This window comes from Paraburkholderia mimosarum LMG 23256 = NBRC 106338, assembly GCF_000739815.1.
Lineage (GTDB): Bacteria > Pseudomonadota > Gammaproteobacteria > Burkholderiales > Burkholderiaceae > Paraburkholderia > Paraburkholderia mimosarum.
Genome location: NZ_BBJJ01000001.1, coordinates 168,189 through 185,329 on the forward strand (window position 1 = coordinate 168,189; position 17,141 = coordinate 185,329).

Sequence of the window (17,141 nt, forward strand, 5' to 3'; positions counted from 1 at the left end):
ACGCAAGACAGGCCAGGTAGGCCAACAGCAAGCCATACATGGGAATTTTCTCGTTCGGCAAAAAAGATGATGCGCACGCGCCCCGCCGGCGCGGCGCTGAGTCCGGCCCCAGCCGGCGTAGCAACCCGAGCACGCGCGTGGAACGGCGCAGCCGCCGGCCGGACCGGTCGGGGGACGCCGAGGCAATGCTGCTCGACCCCACGCTCCCTGAAAAGCAACGCGCGCGCCGCCGCCTCGTCGGTGCGATCGCGCTGGTGCTCGCGGCCATCGTGGTCCTGCCGATGGTGCTCGATTCGCACCCGAAGCCCGTCACCGACGATATCGCCATCGACATCCCGAGCCGCCCGGCCGCCAAGGCCGCCGCGCGCCACGACGCCGAAGACACGCAAGCCGGCGTCGCTCCCGACAATCCCGCGCCAGCCGTTGCCACGCCGGGCGCGTCGGGCCTCGCGGCCGCTGCGGCCGCGCAGACCGCCCAGACCGCGCAAGACACCGAAAAGACCCCCGCAGCACCCGCCAAAAAGTCCGCGCAAGGGGCAACCGCTCCGGCTCAATCGACCCAATCGACCCAATCGACCCAATCGACCCAATCGGCCGATGCGGCCCAAGGCGCCACGCAGCCCGCGCACGCCGGCAAGCCCGCCGCTCAGCAGGCGGCTTCGGCTGGCACGGCTGTCGCCGCGCACGGCAAGACGCAGAGCACCGCCGCGGCCGAGAGCGCGGACACCGGCGACGCGAACGGCGCGAAAGCCGACTCAGGAACGCCGGCGGCGCCGCCGGGCGCGCGTTTCGCGGTGCAGCTCGGCGCCTTTTCGAACGAGACGACGGCGCGCAACTGGGTCACGAAGTTGAAAGCGGCGGGCGTGCCCGCATATGTAGAGCAGCGAAAGGCAGCAGACGGCACGACGCGCACGCTCCTGCGCGCCGGCCCGTTCCCGGACCGCGCGTCGGCCACCGCGGCGATCGCGAAAGTGCGCGGCGCCGGCCTGATGGCGGGTTCGAACGGCAACGCGGAATAACCCGCCGATGTTCACCGCATTCGACTACGCTGTAATGGCGGTGATAGGTCTGTCGGCGCTGCGGGGCGCGTGGCGGGGCTTCATCGGCGAGATTTTTGGATTGATCGGCTGGATCGCGGCGTTGCTCGTGGCCTGCCGCTACGTGGACCATGTGGTGCCCTGGATTCCGGCGAACTGGCCGGGTGGGGCGCTCACCCAGTGGCTGATCGCCTTCGCGCTGATCGTCATTGCCGTGGTGCTCGTGGCCGGCGTGGGCAACGCACTGATCGGCCGTCTGGTGCAGGTGAGCGGATTGTCCGGCGTGGACCGTTCGCTCGGGATGATGTTCGGCGTCGTGCGAGGCGTCGTGCTGGTGCTGATCCTCGTCGTCCTCGGCGGGCTGACCGAGCTGCCCCAGCAGGACTTCTGGCGCCACGCGCTGCTGCGGCCCTATGCCGTGCAGGGCGTGCTCGAACTGAAACCGCTGTTGCCCGAGGCGCTCGCGACCTACGTTCACGTCTGATCAGAAACTGATCGGCGCGATGCAGGTGGCGTTTGCCGGTAACACTGCCCCATTTGCGGCGTCCGGCCGGTGTTGAAGAACCCGGGCGAGCCGCTACCGATTTCGCTTTTTTGAAGGACCTGCCATGTGCGGCATCGTAGGCGTAGTTTCCCGCTCTCCCGTCAACCAGCTCCTCTATGACGCGCTGCTGCTGCTCCAGCACCGCGGTCAGGACGCGGCCGGCATCGCCACCGCGAACGGCAGCACGTTCCATATGCACAAGGCCAACGGCATGGTGCGCGACGTGTTCCGCACGCGCAACATGCGCAGCCTCCCCGGCACCAGCGGCATCGGCCAGGTGCGCTACCCGACGGCCGGCTCGGCGTCGAGCGAAGAAGAAGCCCAGCCGTTCTACGTGAACGCGCCGTTCGGCATCGTCCTCGCTCACAACGGCAATCTCACGAACTGGCAACAGTTGAAGGACGAGATGTTCCGTGTGGACCGCCGCCACATCAACACACATTCCGATACCGAAGTGCTGCTCAACGTGCTCGCGCACGAAGTGCAGCTCGCGACCTCGGGCCTCGAACTCGATCCATCGGCGCTCTTCAAGGCGGTTGCGGGCGTGCACCGCCGCCTGCGCGGCTCCTACGCCATCGTCTCGCTGATCGCCGGCTACGGCCTGCTCGCGTTCCGCGACCCGTTCGGCATTCGCCCGCTGTGCGTCGGCAAGATCGAGACGCCGGAAGGCACCGAGTGGATGGTTGCATCGGAGTCGGTGGCGCTCGAAGGCATCGGCTTCGAATTCGTGCGCGACGTGCGCCCCGGTGAAGCGGTGTTCATCGACTTCGAAGGGAACTTCCACTCGCAGCAGTGCGCCACGGCGCCGACGCTGAATCCCTGCATCTTCGAACTCGTGTACCTCGCGCGTCCGGACTCGGTGCTCGACGGCGTGCCCGTGTACAACGCGCGCCTGCGCATGGGCGACTATCTCGCCGAGAAGATCAAGCGCGAGCTGCCCGACGTGAAGATCGACGTGGTCATGCCGATTCCCGATTCGTCGCGCCCCGCGGCGATGCAGGTGGCGAACAAGCTCGGCGTGGAATATCGCGAAGGCTTCTTCAAGAACCGCTATGTGGGCCGCACCTTCATCATGCCCGGCCAGGCCATGCGCAAGAAGTCGGTGCGCCAGAAGCTCAACGCCATGGGCATCGAGTTCAAGGGCAAGAACGTGCTGATCATTGACGATTCGATCGTGCGCGGCACCACCTCGCAGGAAATCGTGCAGATGGCGCGCGACGCCGGCGCGACCAAGGTGATCTTCGCTTCGGCGGCGCCGCCCGTGAAGTACCCGAACGTCTACGGCATCGACATGCCCACGCGCGGCGAGCTCGTGGCGCACGGCCGCACGGACGAGGAAGTTGCGCGCATCATCGGCGCGGATTACCTCGTGTACCAGGACGTGGAGTCGCTCAAGCAGGCGGTGCGCGACATCAACCCCGAGCTGAAGGACTTCGAGGCATCGTGCTTCGACGGCGACTACATCACCGGCGACATCACGAGCACTTACCTCGACAACATCGAGACGGCGCGCCTCGCGCCCCAGGCGCAGTCGGACCGCGACGCCGCGAGCGACGCGATGGACGGCGGCGCGCGTTCGCAGTTGCACCTGCAACTCTCGGTGGAGTAACCCGCTCGGGGAATATCGTCCGCTATGGCCACGGTTCGTGCGTTGTTCGTCTATCCCGTGAAATCATGCGGTGCAATCGCGCTCGAACATGCGCAGCTCGGCCTGAGCGGCATCGAGTGGGACCGCCACTGGATGGTCGTCGATGAAGCCGGCCGGTTCGTTTCGCAGCGCGAATATGCGGCGATGGCGCGCATCGTGCCGGCGTTCGTCGAAGACGGCGTGCGCCTCACGATGGTGGGCATGAGTGAAGCGCTCCATCTGCCGTTCACGCCGCGCGGCAATGAGGCGCGTGTGCCGGCCTCGGTCTGGGACGACGCCTTCGAGGCGCTCGACGAAGGCGATCACGCGGCGCAGTGGTTCACGCAGGCGATCGGCGTGCCGGTGCGCCTCTTGCGGTTCGCGCACGACGTGAAGCGTCTCGCGAGCAAGAAGTGGACGAATGGCGAGGACGTACCCACGCAATTCGCCGACGGCTTTCCGATTCTTGTCACGAGCGAGGCGTCGCTCGCCGAACTCAACGAGCGCCTCGCGGCGAAGGGCGCGCCGCCCGTGCCGATGACGCGCTTTCGTCCGAACATCGTCGTCGGCGACGTCGGCGAGGCATTCGAAGAAGATTTCATCGACACGCTCGCCATCGAATCCGCAAATGGCGGCTCAGAGATCGTCCTGCGCTTCGTGAAGCCCTGCGCGCGCTGCCCGATCACGACGATCGATCAGCAAACGGGCGAGCGCGACGCGCAGTGGCCCGCCGAACCGCTCGACACGTTAGCCGTGTTTCGCGCCGACCCGCGCGTGAACGGCGGCCTCACGTTCGGCCAGAACGCCATGGTCGTGACGGGCGCGGGCGAACGCGTGGCGGTGGGCGCAAGCGCGCAGTGGGAATATCGCTTCGACGAATGAGGCGAGCGGCACGTGCAACGCGTGCCTGTCGGGATCAATGCAGGACCAATACGGGATCAACGCAGGATCATGCAGGTCCGATGCGCTCAGTGCGGCGGCAACGCCCGCCACTGTCCCGGCGCGAGCCCGAAGCGGCGCGTGAACGCGTGCGTGAATGCGCTCTGGTCGCCGAAGCCCACTTCGAGCGCGATGTCGGTGAGCGAGGCGCGCGGTTCGGCGAGCAGCGCGAGCGCAGTGTCGAGGCGCAGCCGCTGCAGATAGCGATGCGGTGTCTCGCCGAACGCTTCGATAAAAAGCTGATGAAAGCGCCGCATGCCGAAGCCGCAATGCGCGGCAAGATCGGCGATGCGCAGCGGCTCCCCGAGATGCGCGCGCAACCAGCGGTCGATGCGCGCGAAATCGAGGCCGGCCGCCGCGCCGAATTCCGCGTCCGTGGCGATACCGGTTTGCGCGAGAAATGCCGCGCACAGGCGCGTCGAGGTGTCCCAGTGGAAGCGGCGCGCGCGCAGGTCGGCGCTGTTCTGGGGCGGTGCCGTCGCGGCGCGCTGCGCGATCTGGCGCACGACCTCCGTGAGCGCCGGGTCGAGGCGCACGGCGCGCGCGGTGTCGAAAAGCCGTTCGGGTACCGCGAGCGTCGCGGCGGGCAGATCGAGCACGAGCTGCCGGTTATCGCCGATGCCCGAATAGTCGTGCCGCGCGCCCGCCGGAATGAGCCACGCGGAACAGCGGTCGATACGCTCGCCCAGGCCGTTCACGGTCATCTCCATCTCGCCGTCGAGGCCGAGCACGATCTGGTGAAAATCGTGCAGATCGGTTGCCTCTATCGTGCCATAGCGGCGCAACTCGACGCCCGGCGCATTGATGGGCGTGTGCTGATGGGGAGTCGTCATGAACGTTATGGCTGCAGAGCAGGCAAGCGCGCCGGGCGCCCTCAAACGGCGAGCAACTCGACTTCGAACACGAGCGTGGCATTCGGCGGAATCACGCCGCCCGCGCCGCGCACGCCGTAGCCCAGTTGCGGCGGGATCGTGAGCTTGCGCACGCCGCCCACCTTCATGCCCTGCACGCCTTCGTCCCAGCCCTTGATGACCATGCCGCCGCCGAGCACGAAGGCGAACGGATCGTTGCGGTCCTTGCTCGAATCGAACTTCTGGCCGTCCGTGAGCCAGCCGGTGTAGTGCACGGTGACGCTCTGGCCGGCCTTCGCTTCGGCGCCGGTGCCTTCGGTCAGGTCCTCGTACTTGAGGCCGGATGCGGTGGTCACGCTAGACATGGAAAACTCCTGATTCGGATGAAATTAGCACGCTATTGTAGGCGCTTTGCAGGACATGGCGTATAGGCCCGCTTCAGGCACGGGGAATGCGGCCTACCCCTGCCTATAATGAGGACCGCTCGCCTGGCTAGAGGCGAAACACGAGGAATCCGATGGTGTCGCTTTCGCAAACCCGTACCGAACGCACGGCGCGTCTGTGCGCCGAGGTAGCGCTTTTCATGCGCGATCAGGTGCTGTCGCGCGTCTCGCACGATCTGCGCAGCCCGCTCAACGCGATCCATAGCTGGGCCTATGTGCTCGAACGCAAGATCGACAACGCCGACACGGCCGCCCAGCGCGCGCTGGGCGGCATTCGCACGGGGGTGGAGCAGCAGGTTCAGCTGATCGAAACGCTCGTCGATACCACACGTGCAGAAACGCGCAAGCTGCGCATCGCGCGCGCGCCGTTCGAGCCCACCGTGCTGATCCCCGAAGCCGCCGACGATGCCCGCATCGCGCTGGGCGACGCCCGAGGCGTGAGCTTCGAGGTGGAGGACGCGACCGGCGCGGCGATGCTCGACGGCGACCGCGAGCGCATCGCACAGGCGCTGTGGTTGATGCTGGTCTTCGCGGCGGAAACGAGCCCGCAGGGCGCGAGCGTGGCGCTCACGGCGGGCGCGACGGCGACTGCGGCGCAGTTCGCCGTGAAATGGCAAGCCTCGCCCCGGCTGCTCACCGACGAAACGCTGGCGCACGTGCTGGAGCGGTTCGCGCGCGCCCAGGCGAGCGAGCAGCAGGAAGCGGGGCGCTACGCCTGGGTGCTGGCGCTGTGCCAGCGCGTGGCCGAGGCGCATGGTGGCCGCTTCGAAGCGCCTTCCGTGCTGGGTGAGGGCGAGGCTGTCACGCTTGCGCTGAATGTGCCGCTCAACGGTGCATGAATGCACGCTGGCGGCGCGCGGGCAACGCGTCGCCGTCTTTCGGCGCCTTTCATTCAGCTTGCACCCCTTATACTGAGCGCTTCGTCTTTCGGAGCCTTTTGTCTTGATCCAGCTTCTCGCCCTCGTCGGGGCGTTTCTGCTCGTTGCCCTCAACGGTTTCTTCGTCGCGGCCGAATTCGGCCTCGTCAAGCTGCGCGCCACGCGCGTGCAGAGCCTCGCGCATCAGCATGGCTTGCGCGGCCGGCTGCTCGCCAAAGTCCATGGCCAGCTCGACGCCTATCTTTCGGCCTGCCAGCTCGGCATCACGCTCGCCTCGCTCGGTCTTGGCTGGATCGGCGAGCCGGCTTTCGCGCAGTTGCTCGCGCCAGTCTTCGAGTGGTTCGGCGTGCAATCGGCGCAGCTGGTGCACGCTGTTTCGCTGGTGTTCGCGTTCACGGTCATCTCGTTCCTGCACATCGTGGTGGGCGAGCTTGCGCCGAAGTCACTGGCTATTCGCCAGGCCGAGAAGATTTCGCTGTGGGCGGCCATGCCGCTCTATGGCTTCTACTGGACCATGTATCCGGCGATCTGGATGCTCAATTCGAGCGCGAACGCTGTGCTGCGCCTCGCGGGCCTGTCGTCCGAACACGGCCACGACACGCATTATTCGACCGACGAACTCAAGCTGATCCTGCGCAGCCGTCGCGCCGCCGCCGAGGCCGAGGCGGAGGCGGTGGACGCCCTGCAGGCGCAGTACGGCGGCAACGGCGCAAACGGCACACACGGCGCGAATGGTTCGACCGGCGCAACCGGCGCGCAGCCGCGGCGCCCCGCGCTTGCCGCGAACGCCTATAGCGCCGACGAATGGAACACGCTCGCCCATTCGCTCGACTTCTCGCGTCTCACCATTTCGGACCTCATGCGGCCCACGCATGAGATGGTGGGCCTGCGCCGCGACCTGTCGCTGCGCGAGAACATGCAGATCGTGGCGCGCCACCGCTTCAGCCGCTACCCGCTGTTCGAAGATGCCTCGGGCGAGCGCGTGGCGGGCCTCATCCATCTGAAGGATTTGCTGCTCGCGCGCGAGGCGGGCAATGCGCTCGACGATCTCGGCAAGTTCGTGCGTCCCGTGCAATACGTGCGGCCCGATACGCCCGCGCTGGCACTGTTCCGGCGCTTCCGCAAGGGCGCGCCGCATTTCGCGCTCGTGGGGCACAAGGGCGCGCGCCCGGCGGGCTTTCTCACGCTCGACAATTTGCTCGGCGCGCTCGTCGGCCAGATTCACGACGAGTTCCACCAGGCCGACACCGACTGGACCCGCATGGACGACGGCACGCTGATGGGCCGCGGCAGTCTGCCCGTGGTGTCGCTGGAGCAGGCCCTCGGCATCGACATCGACGAGGGGCGCGCGGAATCGGTGGGGGGCCTCGTGATTCACGCGCTCAACGATCTGCCTGCCGAAGGGCAGCGCGTGGCGTTCGACCGCTTCGACGTCGTCGTGAAGAAGATGAAAGGGCCGCGCATCGTGCTCGTGCGCGTGTACCCGAAAGATCTCGAGGACGAGGGCGGCTGAGCGTGCCCCGAGTGTGGTGCTAGCCGCGCGTGAGCGTGCAGAGCACGGCCACGGGCATCGCCTTCAAGATGTCGCGCAACGCGAGCGCGTTGCCGTTGCCGACCGTATGCGTGATCTCGCTGAGCCAGTCGTGAAGCGATGCCTCGGCAAGACCCTTCGGCAACTCGACCGCCGTATCTTCCCAGCGCTCGGTCGCGACGAGCGGCGTGTCGCCGTCCAGCAGGCCGGCAGCGAGGTGCGTGCCGATCACGATCGCCCACGCGTTGCCATGACGGCGCGCGAACGCGATCACATGCGCAGCCTGTGCGCCGTTCGCCGTGAGCGGCAGATACTCGCCTTCGCGCAGCAGTTCCGGCGCGCGCTCGCGCACTGCGAGCAGGCGCCGCACAGTGGCCAGCTTCACTTGCGCGTTGCGCCATTCCTCGAGCTTTGCGGCGGGCGCTCGATCGTCGAGCGCGGCAGCGCGGGACGCGTAATCGACGGGCCGCCGGTTGTCCGGATCGACGAGGCTGAAATCCCATAGTTCGGTGCCCTGATAGAGATCCGGTATGCCGGGCGAGGTGAGCCGCAGCACCGTTTGCAGCAGGGAATTGACCGCGCCCGCGGGCGCCACGCGCGCGACGAATCCGGCGAGCGCCTGAAGGAAGCCGTCGCGCCGCTGCGGTGCCAGGATATCGAAGAGAAATGCCTGGCACTCCGACTCATATTGTTCGTCGGGCGAGAGCCAGTTGGTGCGCAGCTTCGCTTCTCGCAGCGCTTTCAACAGCCACTGCGCGACGCGTTCCGCGAGCGCATGCACGCCCGCTTCGTCGCCGGGGTCCAGGTCGGGCGGCCAGCAGCCGACCAGCGTTTGATAGAGCATCGCCTCGACCGTCGGCCCCGGCGACCAGAGCGTGCCCGCGGCGCCTTCGTTGCGGCGATGCGTCTGGTTCAGCGTCGACCAGGCGCGTAGCGTGGCGCTCCAGTCGCCCGCGATTTCGCTCAGCACCGCAAGGCGCGCACGCACGTCCTCGCCGCGCTTGTGATCGTGCGTGGCCGTGGCGAGCAGGCCGAACGGGCGCCGCTGGCGCCCCCGGTTCGCCACATGAAAGTCGTGCGGCGTGCGCGCGAAGTCATCGGGATCCGCGCCCACTTCGTTGCGCGAGAGCAGGCGGCCGTAGCGGTAGAGCGCCGTGTCCTCCGTCGCCTTTGCAGCGAGCGGCGCGGTGAGCTGCGAGAACAGCGCGAGCGCGGTGCGCTGCGCGATCAGCGCATGGCTGAGCGGCGGGTTCGACTGGGTGCTCGCCTGGGCGCTGCCAGCGCCCGCTTGCGCGGCGCGCGGCGCCTTCACGCCGCCGCCGCTGTTGCCGGCGCTGGCGGCCGCCTCGGGTGCGGAGCCGCCGAGCCAGGCGTCGACGAGCCCGAGCGCCGCGAGGCTCGCGCGCGGCAACGCCCTTCGCGCAGCTTCGAGCGCGACGTCGAAATAGCGGTTGTCGAGGGCGCTGCGCAGACCATTGACCGGATAGATCCGGTAGATCGGGAAATAGATCGCCAGATGCGCGACCACGCGATGCACGGATGCATACGTGGTGTCGCGCGTGGCCGGCAGCTCGCGTGCGATGCGATGGAGCGCGCGCGTGACATGGTCCAGCTCGGCGGGAAGATACGCGGCCAGCATCTCGCGGCGCGCGTCGAGCGCATAGTCCTGGAACGGCCTGTCGTCGCCCGAAATCGCGGCCCACGCTTCGGCGAGCGGGGCTGCGCCAGCGGGATCGTGCAGCAACGCGCCCACGTCGTTCATGAAGTCGTAACCCGTCGTACCCTCCACGGGCCAATCGTCGCGCAGCGTTTCACCGTGCGCGAGGATCTTCTCGACCACGATGAAAGGCGGCATGGCGCGCAGCGCGGCGAGCCGCTGCCGCAGCCGCTCGCAGTACTCGCGCGGATCGGCGAGGCCATCGACATGGTCGATGCGCACGCCGTCGATCACGCCGTCTGCGTAGAGCCGGAACAGGAGCTTGTGCACGGCCTCGAACACGTCATGCCGCTCCACTCGCACGCCCGCGAGCGTGGTGACGTCGAAGAAGCGCCGCCAGTTGATCTCGTCGGTGGCGGTGCGCCACCAGGCCAGACGGAAGTGCTGGCGCTCCAGGAGACGATGCAGCCTGTCGCGCGCCACCGGGTCCGCAGTTGAGTAGGATTCCAGAGCGAAATCGATCGGGTCGGTGCCGGCGCTTTCCACGAACGCGCGCAGCGCGTCGCGCCCGGCGGCGGCGCGCGCCTGATCGTCGGGCTGTGTCGTGAGGCCCTGGAACGGCCCGGCGAGCGTATTGAGGTCGGCGCGGTTCGCGGATTGCAGCAGCACGGCGTAGTCGGTCGGGCAGATCGGGCACACGTGCGGCCCGTACTGCACGTAAAAGCGTGCGGCCACAGGATCGAACTTCAGTTCGATGCGCCCCGCCGCGAGTTCCTCGCCGTACTGTGCGCCAAGAAACGGCATCAGCACCTTGCCGCGCAGCGCGGGGTCCGGGGAGTGCCAGTCCACGTCGAAGTGACGCGCATAGGCGCTGTGACGTCCCCATTCGAGGATGTCGAGCCACCATGCGTTGTGCGCGCCGCCCACGCCCATGTGATTGGGCACGAAGTCGGCAACGATGCCCATGCCGCGCTCGTGCACTTTCGCGGCCAGGCGCCGCAGCGCGCCTTCGCCGCCCAGTTCCGCGCTGACCGTGCCGTAGTCCACGGTGTCATAGCCGTGCATCGAGCCCGGCTGCGCAGTCGTGAGCGGCGAAAGATAGAGATGGCTCACGCCGAGCGCGGCGAAGTAGTCGAGCTGCGCGAGCGCGTCGTCGAAAGTGAAGCCCTGATGGAGTTGCAGGCGCAGCGTCGCGCGAGGATGTGTCATGGCGTCGGCTTCGTTTCGGGCGCGCCCGGCGCGCCGCTGGCGGTTGGGTTGGCGTCGCGCGTATCGGCGCCCGTGTCGGCTGCGCTGGCATCGGCCTGGGTGCGCGCGACGGCCTCGCGTGCCCGAACGACGGTCTCGACGCGCGCCGCAACGCCCGGATCGGCGAACAGTGATTCGACGGGCAGCGTGAGGCGGCGGCGCCAGTTCGGATGCTCGTCGATGGAGCCGGGCAGATTCGGCTGGTCGGACAACGCGAGCAGGTCTTCGAGCGGGCAGGTGACGAGCGGACACTTCGTTGCCGCCACGTAGCCGAGTGCGCCATTCACAGGCGGATCGTCGGCTGGCGGCGGGTTGGCGTCGGGCGGCGCGAAGCCGCTTTGCTGCAGCGCGTGCCAGAGCGCGAGGCGATCGGTCGCGCGTCGCGCGTGTTCGAGCGCGACGGGGTCGCGGCCGTCCGCACGCGCCAGTGTCTGGCCGATGCGGTTGCGCCAGTCGATGTCCGCGCCGCGCCACCAGCCCGCGACCGTCGCGAGATCGTGCGTGGTGGTGGTCGCGACACCGTGCGGATCCCAGCGCGAGGGGGCGATGAAGCCCTTGCCGTCATGCTCGAACCACAGCACGCGGATGCCGTAGAGGCCGTGCGCGGCGAGCCTTTCGCGCAAGCCCGGCGGCACGGTGCCGAGGTCTTCCCCGATCACGATCGCGCGATGACGCCACGACTCCAGCGCGATGAGCCGCACGAGGTCGTCGAACGGATAGCGCAGGTAGGCTCCGTGGCGCGCGCTTTCGCCTTCGGGCACGAGCCAGAGACGCCGCAGCCCGAGGATATGATCGATGCGCACGCCGCCCGCGTGGGCGAACGCGGCGCGCAGCATGTCGATGAACGCGCGAAAGCCGTTGTTGTGCATCGCGCGCGGCGAGAACGTGGTGAGGCCCCAGCTTTGCCCGGCCTGGTTGAAGATGTCGGGCGGCGCGCCCACGGAAACGCGTTGCAGCATGTCCTGCGGCAGCGACCATGCGTGCGAGCCGGCGCCGTCGCAGCCCACGGCGAGATCGGCGACGAGGCCGATCGCCATCCCGGCGTCGCGCGCGCAGCGCTGCGCGTTCGAGAGTCCTTCCGCCGCGAGCCATTGCAGGAAGCGATGAAAATCGACTTCGCGCCGATGCTCCTCTGCGAACGTCGCCACATCGGGACTGCGCGGGTCGCGCAGCGGCTCGGGCCAGTCGCGCCAGTGGCGAGGGCCGCCGGGGTCGCGCAGCATGGTCTCCTGCAGCGCTTCGAAGCGCGCGTGGTCTTCGAGCGGCTCGCCACCCTGTGCGCAGAATGCCTCGAAGGCGGCGGCAAGCGGCGAACCGCTCGGCCGCTCTTGCGTGTCGAAGCGCTCGAACAGTGCGCGCAACACCTGGAGCTTGAGCGGCAAGGCACGCTGCCAGTCGACGAGCGGCGCCGCTTCGAGTTCGCGCCAGGCGTCACCGGCATGCGCGGCCACGCTCGCGTCGTGTGCCGCCTTGGCGCCGAATACCGCAGCGGGGTCGATGTGCGCGACATTGACCCAGAGCCGCGACGAAGGCGCATAAGGGCTGAAGTGACCGGGCGCCGCGCTGAACATCGCGTGCGTCGGACTCACCGCAAGCGCTTGCGCGCCGCGTTGCGCGCTTTCTTTGGCGAGCGTGGCGAGCGCCGTATAGTCGCCGATGCCGCCATCGCCTTTGCGTCGGAGTCCATACAATTGGGCGGCGAGTCCCCAGAGCGGCGGAACCGGGCCGCTGTCGCCGTGGCGGGCGCGCCAGGCATCGGCGACGGTATGGCAGTGTGGCGGCGCAACGGCAATCGTCAGGCGATGATCGTTGACCGTGAGCGTGTGATATCCGGGCTCCGAAAGCGGCGCGAGCAAGGCGCTCTCGCCGCGCGGCGTGGTGAAGCGGCCTTCGATATGCTCGCCGCTCTCGAGGTCGATCCGGTAGTGGCTCCCCGCGCGTACGGCCGAAGGCGGCAGTTCGATCGCGCTTTCGCATTCGGCGGTGATGAGCGGCGGCAGGCGGCGCGCCGACTGCTCCGCGTTGAGCGCGGACGTGCTCTGGCGGATTTGCGTGGCGTTCGCGCAGGGCAGCCCTGCGCATTCGAGCAAGCTGGCGAGCGTGCTATCGGGCACGTGCTGCACGGTGCCATGGGCGTCGGTCCATTCGACTTCGAAGCCCGCGCGGGCGGCGAGTTTCGCGAGTGAATCGCTGCGGCGCCCCGTGCTCATGCGTACGGCTCCTCGCGGTGCACGACGCGCGCATCGTGCTTGCCCGAGAACTCGGGTACGTCGCCGGTCAGCCACGCAATGCATGCGCTTTCCGGCAGCATGCCTTTGTCCGCATAGTCGCGCGCGCGCGGCGGCGTCTCGAAGATCACCATGCCTTCGGGCCGCGGATCGAGGCGTACGCCGTCGCGGCCCAGGTTCAACGCGATCGTGAGTGTTTCGCCGTCGTCGAGCCGCCACCGTGCGACGAGCGCGGCGAGGCCGTTCGGGGCGTCGTCGGCGAGCACGCTCGCGCCGAGCGCGCGAGCGTGGCGCAGGCGCGGCATCAGCAGATGCGCGCGCACGCACAGCGCCGATTTGTAGAAGTGCATCCATTCGAGCCGCTCGCCGTCGAGCGGCGCATCGGCGGGCGGCGACGAATTCACGAAGGTCTGCAGCGCGTTCGGATCGGGAATGCGCGTGCGGCTCGCTTCGTCGCTGAACGCGCTGAACGCCTTGAATTCGCGGCGGCGGCCTTCGCGCACGGCGTCGGCGAGCGGGCCGGCGAAGTCGGTGAAGAACTGGAACGGTTGCGTCGAGCCGTACTCTTCTTCCATGAAGAGCAGCGGAATTTGCGGCGATAGCAGCAGCATCGCGGTGGCCGCGCGCAGGGCGTCGTCGTCGGTCAGCGAGCGCAGCCGCTCGCCGAGCGCGCGATTGCCGATCTGGTCGTGGTTCTGCAGAAACATCACGAAGGCGGTGGGCGGCAGGTGAGCGCTCGGCTCGCCGCGCGCCTGGCCCGCATGCACGGGCGACGGGTCGCCCTGATACGCGAAGCCTTCGCCAAGCACGCGCGCGAGCTTCGTGATCGGCGAATCGCTGAACGCGCGATAGTAGCCCTCCGATTCGCCGGTCAGCAGCACGTGAAAGCAATGATGCGCGTCGTCGTTCCATTGCGCGCTGAAATGCGATTCGAGCAGATTGGCTTCGTTGTGCTCGTTTTCCAGCACGAGGTGCACCTGGCGGCCCGGCTCCACGCGCGCCTTCACATGGTCTGCGAGCTCGCGCAGCCAGTTGGTGTTGCCGATCGCGTGCGCGGCATCGATGCGCAGACCGTCGAAACGATATTCCGTGAGCCAGTAAAGCGCGTTGTCGCAATAGAAGTCGCGCACTTCGAAGCGGTCGAAGTCGAGCGCGTCGCCCCATGGCGTCCTCACGCCCTCGCGGAAAAACGGCTTGGCATAGCGCCCGAGCCAGTTGCCGTCGGGACCGAAGTGGTTATAGACGACGTCGATGAACATCTGCAGCCCCAGCCCGTGCGCGGCGTCGATGAGGGCTTTCAGTTCGTCAGGACTGCCATAGGCCGCGTGCGGCGCATACGGCAGTATGACGTCGTAGCCCCAGCCGCGCTCGCCCGGATAGTCATTGAGCGGCATGAGTTCGACGGCCGTCACGCCCAGTTCCGCGAGTGCGGGCAGGCGCTTCACCACGCCCGTGTAGCCGCCCAGCGCGCCCACGTGGAGTTCGTAGAGCACGGTCTCCTCCCAGGGCCGTCCTTGCCAGTGCGCGTGCCGCCAGGCATATGCGCGCGGGTCGAGCACCTGACTGGGGCCGTGTATGCCCTGCGGCTGAAAGCGCGATGCGGGGTCCGGTACGCGTTGCCGATCGTCGATGCAGTAGCGGTAAAGGGTACCGGGGCCACACTGCGCCTGCGCCTCGAACCAGCCGTTGCCGCTCGGCGTCATGTCGAGGGGGGCAGGAGCGTCCGGCGCGTCCTCGAACATGATCTGCACCGCCTCGCACGACGGTGCCCAGAAGCGAAAGCGCGTATGCGGCTGTGCGTGCGCCGCGCCGATCAATTGCGCGCCGAACGGCAGGCAATGCATGTAATGTCGGACGTGCGGATCATGCGTAAGCGGGGACATGGCGGGTTCCTTGGCGTCCTTCCCTCATCCTGCGGCGGCTTCATCCGGACCCGCAAGCGGGCCCGACCCGGGCGCGCCCGGGTTGCGGCGCGGGTCGGGCGCGTTCGCGTCGCTGCGAGCGCCCGGCGGCCGGTGCGTACCGGCACGCGCCGGCCGGGCGCATAGCACGGCCAGCGCGCGCGCGGCCAGCTCGTACGTCGTGTCGGGCAGGGCATAGGGTGCCGCGTCGGGGCGCGCCGTATCGAGCAGCACCTCCCATGCCATGCGCGGGTCGGGCGCGGCGAACGTCACGGCGCCTTGCGAAGCGTTCAGCATCATCAACAATACTTCCATTTCACCGTGGAGTCCCGCCCCTGCGCGCCGCATGGTGAAGGCGCTGGCTTCGTGGTCATGCCAGGCCTCGGGCGAGAGCGGCTCGCCGCGTTCGTCGAACCAGTCGATGTCGTGCACGCCGGGCATCAGCTCGCGCTCGCCGAACAGAAAACGCGTTTCGTGCAGCAGCGGATGTTCGCGGCGCAGCGCGATGACACGCGCGACGAAGCGTGTCATGGCCTTGCCCTGGGGCGTTTCGGCGAGCGCCCAGTCGAACCACGACATATCGTTGTCCTGGCAGTACGCATTGTTGTTGCCGCGCTGCGTGCGGCACGCCTCGTCGCCGGCGAGCAGCATGGGCGTGCCGAGCGCGATCAACAACGTGGCCATCATCGAGCGGGCCACGCGTGCGCGCGTGGCGAGAATGGCGGGGTCGTCGGTCGGGCCTTCCACGCCCCAGTTCGCGCTCCAGTTCTCGTTGTGGCCGTCGCGGTTCTCTTCGCCGTTGGCCTCGTTGTGCTTGCGCTCGTACGAAACGAGGTCGGCGAGCGTGAAGCCGTCGTGCGAGGTGATGAAGTTGATCGACGCCCACGGCCGGCGCCTGCGCTTGTCGAACAGATCCGCGCTGCCGGTGAGGCGCGCCGCGAGATCCGCGCGCTGGCCCGGCGCGCCCCGCCAGTAGCGCCGCACGCTGTCGCGAAAGCGGTCGTTCCATTCGGAGAAGCCGGGCGGATGGTTGCCAAGCTGGTAGCCGCCGGGGCCCACGTCCCACGGTTCGGAAATCAGCTTGCACTGCGAGAGCACGGGGTCCTGGCGCAGCACGTCGAAGAAGCCGCCGTGCGGGTCGAAGCCCGGGGGCTCGCGCCCGAGCGTCACGCCGAGGTCGAAGCGAAAGCCGTCGATACCGTATGACGTGGCCCAGTGGCGCAGCGAATCGGCGACCATCTGCAGCACGCGCGGATGCGAAAGATCGAGCGTGTTGCCGCAGCCCGTGTCGTTGATGAAGTGGCGCTCGTCGCCGGGCACGCAGCGGTAATAGCAGGCGTTGTCGAGGCCGCGCCACGAGACGGTGGGGCCCATCTCGCCGCCTTCGCAGGTGTGGTTGTAGACCACGTCGAGAAAGACCTCGATACCCGCCGCATGAAACTGCCGCACGGCGATGCGCATTTCGTCGGTGTCGTAGCCGACCAGGTAGCTGGGTTCGGGCGCGAAGAACGCCGCTGGGTTATAGCCCCAGTAGTTGCGCAGACCACGATCGAGCAGAAAGCGCTCGGTCAGAAACGCGTGCACCGGCAACAGCTCGATCGCCGTCACGCCGAGCTTGTGCAGGTGCTCGATGAAGCGCGGCGCGGCCAGCCCCGCGAAGGTGCCCCGCATGTGCGTGCGCAAATCGTAACGCTGCATGGAGAGTCCGCGCAGATGCGCTTCATAGATCACGGTGTCGCCCCACGGCGTATTGGGCCGCCGGTCGCGCGACCAGTCGAAGTTGTCGTTGACGACCACGCACTTGGGCATGGCCGGCGCCGAGTCGCGCCGGTCGATCGAGAGGTCCACGCGGTTCGAGTGGGCGCGGTAGCCGTAGAGCGTGTCCGACCAGCGGAACTGGCCGATGAGCCGCCGCGCGTAAGGGTCGAGCAGCAGCTTGTGCGGGTTGAAGCGGTGCCCCAGATGCGGCTGATAGGGGCCGTGCGCGCGCAGGCCATAGACGGTGCCGGGATGGGCGCCGGGCAAATAGCCGTGCCACACCTCGTCGGTGCATTCGGGCAGGGTATAGCGGATGCGTTCCTTGCGGCCGGTCGGGTCGAAGAGGCACAACTCGATGCGCCAGGCGTGGGCCGAAAACACGGCGAAATTGGTGCCGAGCCCGTCCCACGTCGCCCCGAGCGGCCATGGAGCACCGGGCAGCAGGCGATCAGGCGGTCCATTCGCCATGACGATGCTCCCCATGTTGTTCTTCGTTTTG

At 68.1% G+C, this 17,141-nt stretch carries 12 protein-coding genes; 6 read left to right on the top strand and 6 right to left on the bottom strand.

Features of this window, described 5'->3' with window-relative positions:
* The first annotated feature begins 38 nt into the window (after window positions 1–38).
* The 4 genes from BMI01S_RS00735 to BMI01S_RS00750 all read left to right on the top strand — a co-directional run bounded on the left by BMI01S_RS00735 (window position 39) and on the right by BMI01S_RS00750 (window position 4,090).
* Window positions 39–1,019, top strand: a complete 981-nt coding sequence (locus BMI01S_RS00735) for an SPOR domain-containing protein (protein ID WP_028229795.1) — start codon at window positions 39–41, stop codon at window positions 1,017–1,019.
* Between the two features lie 7 nt (window positions 1,020–1,026).
* Entirely contained in the window at window positions 1,027–1,521 is a 495-nt protein-coding gene (locus BMI01S_RS00740) for a CvpA family protein (protein ID WP_028211077.1), read from the top strand.
* Between the two features lie 124 nt (window positions 1,522–1,645).
* Window positions 1,646–3,190 carry an amidophosphoribosyltransferase gene (purF, locus tag BMI01S_RS00745; protein ID WP_028211076.1) on the top strand — a complete coding sequence of 515 codons (1,545 nt, stop codon included), beginning with the start codon at window positions 1,646–1,648 and terminating at the stop codon, window positions 3,188–3,190.
* 24 nt (window positions 3,191–3,214) lie between these two features.
* Complete coding sequence (locus BMI01S_RS00750; RefSeq protein WP_028229796.1) at window positions 3,215–4,090, top strand: MOSC domain-containing protein; 876 nt, start codon at window positions 3,215–3,217, stop codon at window positions 4,088–4,090.
* Between the two features lie 86 nt (window positions 4,091–4,176).
* On the opposite strand, the gene BMI01S_RS00755 is transcribed toward BMI01S_RS00750, so the two are convergent.
* On the bottom strand, window positions 4,177–4,980 hold the full coding sequence (locus BMI01S_RS00755; protein WP_028229797.1) for an AraC family transcriptional regulator: 804 nt from the start codon (window positions 4,978–4,980) through the stop codon (window positions 4,177–4,179).
* A 41-nt stretch (window positions 4,981–5,021) separates the two neighbouring features.
* Window positions 5,022–5,363 carry an FKBP-type peptidyl-prolyl cis-trans isomerase gene (locus tag BMI01S_RS00760; RefSeq protein WP_028211073.1) on the bottom strand — a complete coding sequence of 114 codons (342 nt, stop codon included), beginning with the start codon at window positions 5,361–5,363 and terminating at the stop codon, window positions 5,022–5,024.
* A gap of 152 nt (window positions 5,364–5,515) precedes the next feature.
* On the opposite strand from BMI01S_RS00760, the gene BMI01S_RS00765 reads away from it, so the two are divergent.
* Together BMI01S_RS00765 and BMI01S_RS00770 are read left to right on the top strand one after the other, a co-directional pair.
* Window positions 5,516–6,280 (top strand): sensor histidine kinase, encoded by a 765-nt coding sequence (locus tag BMI01S_RS00765; RefSeq protein ID WP_036018519.1) that lies wholly within the window; start codon window positions 5,516–5,518, stop codon window positions 6,278–6,280.
* A 103-nt stretch (window positions 6,281–6,383) separates the two neighbouring features.
* A complete protein-coding gene (locus BMI01S_RS00770; protein WP_028211071.1) occupies window positions 6,384–7,832 on the top strand; it encodes a hemolysin family protein in 1,449 nt (482 codons plus the stop codon).
* Window positions 7,833–7,851: 19 nt separating this feature from the next.
* On the opposite strand, the gene treY is transcribed toward BMI01S_RS00770, so the two are convergent.
* From treY to glgX, 4 genes are read right to left on the bottom strand one after another with little or no spacing between them, the layout of a single operon-like run.
* On the bottom strand, window positions 7,852–10,716 hold the full coding sequence (gene treY / locus BMI01S_RS00775) for a malto-oligosyltrehalose synthase (RefSeq protein WP_028229798.1): 2,865 nt from the start codon (window positions 10,714–10,716) through the stop codon (window positions 7,852–7,854).
* A complete protein-coding gene (malQ, locus tag BMI01S_RS00780; protein ID WP_028211069.1) occupies window positions 10,713–12,965 on the bottom strand; it encodes a 4-alpha-glucanotransferase in 2,253 nt (750 codons plus the stop codon). The genes treY and malQ overlap by 4 nt, the downstream gene beginning before the upstream one ends.
* A complete protein-coding gene (gene treZ, locus BMI01S_RS00785) occupies window positions 12,962–14,866 on the bottom strand; it encodes a malto-oligosyltrehalose trehalohydrolase (protein ID WP_028229799.1) in 1,905 nt (634 codons plus the stop codon). The genes malQ and treZ overlap by 4 nt, the downstream gene beginning before the upstream one ends.
* A gap of 24 nt (window positions 14,867–14,890) precedes the next feature.
* Window positions 14,891–17,110, bottom strand: a complete 2,220-nt coding sequence (gene glgX / locus BMI01S_RS00790; RefSeq protein WP_081715934.1) for a glycogen debranching protein GlgX — start codon at window positions 17,108–17,110, stop codon at window positions 14,891–14,893.
* Window positions 17,111–17,141: the final 31 nt, after the last annotated feature.

What these genes read in the sequence shown, in the direction of transcription:
- BMI01S_RS00735 (WP_028229795.1), top strand. Translation starts at nt 39, where the DNA reads ATGGGAATTTTCTCGTTCGGCAAAAAAGATGATGCGCACGCGCCCCGC.
- BMI01S_RS00740 (WP_028211077.1), top strand. Translation starts at nt 1,027, where the DNA reads ATGTTCACCGCATTCGACTACGCTGTAATGGCGGTGATAGGTCTGTCG.
- purF (WP_028211076.1), top strand. Translation starts at nt 1,646, where the DNA reads ATGTGCGGCATCGTAGGCGTAGTTTCCCGCTCTCCCGTCAACCAGCTC.
- BMI01S_RS00750 (WP_028229796.1), top strand. Translation starts at nt 3,215, where the DNA reads ATGGCCACGGTTCGTGCGTTGTTCGTCTATCCCGTGAAATCATGCGGT.
- BMI01S_RS00755 (WP_028229797.1), bottom strand. Translation starts at nt 4,980, where the DNA reads ATGACGACTCCCCATCAGCACACGCCCATCAATGCGCCGGGCGTCGAG.
- BMI01S_RS00760 (WP_028211073.1), bottom strand. Translation starts at nt 5,363, where the DNA reads ATGTCTAGCGTGACCACCGCATCCGGCCTCAAGTACGAGGACCTGACC.
- BMI01S_RS00765 (WP_036018519.1), top strand. Translation starts at nt 5,516, where the DNA reads ATGGTGTCGCTTTCGCAAACCCGTACCGAACGCACGGCGCGTCTGTGC.
- treY (WP_028229798.1), bottom strand. Translation starts at nt 10,716, where the DNA reads ATGACACATCCTCGCGCGACGCTGCGCCTGCAACTCCATCAGGGCTTC.
- malQ (WP_028211069.1), bottom strand. Translation starts at nt 12,965, where the DNA reads ATGAGCACGGGGCGCCGCAGCGATTCACTCGCGAAACTCGCCGCCCGC.
- treZ (WP_028229799.1), bottom strand. Translation starts at nt 14,866, where the DNA reads ATGTCCCCGCTTACGCATGATCCGCACGTCCGACATTACATGCATTGC.
- glgX (WP_081715934.1), bottom strand. Translation starts at nt 17,110, where the DNA reads ATGGCGAATGGACCGCCTGATCGCCTGCTGCCCGGTGCTCCATGGCCG.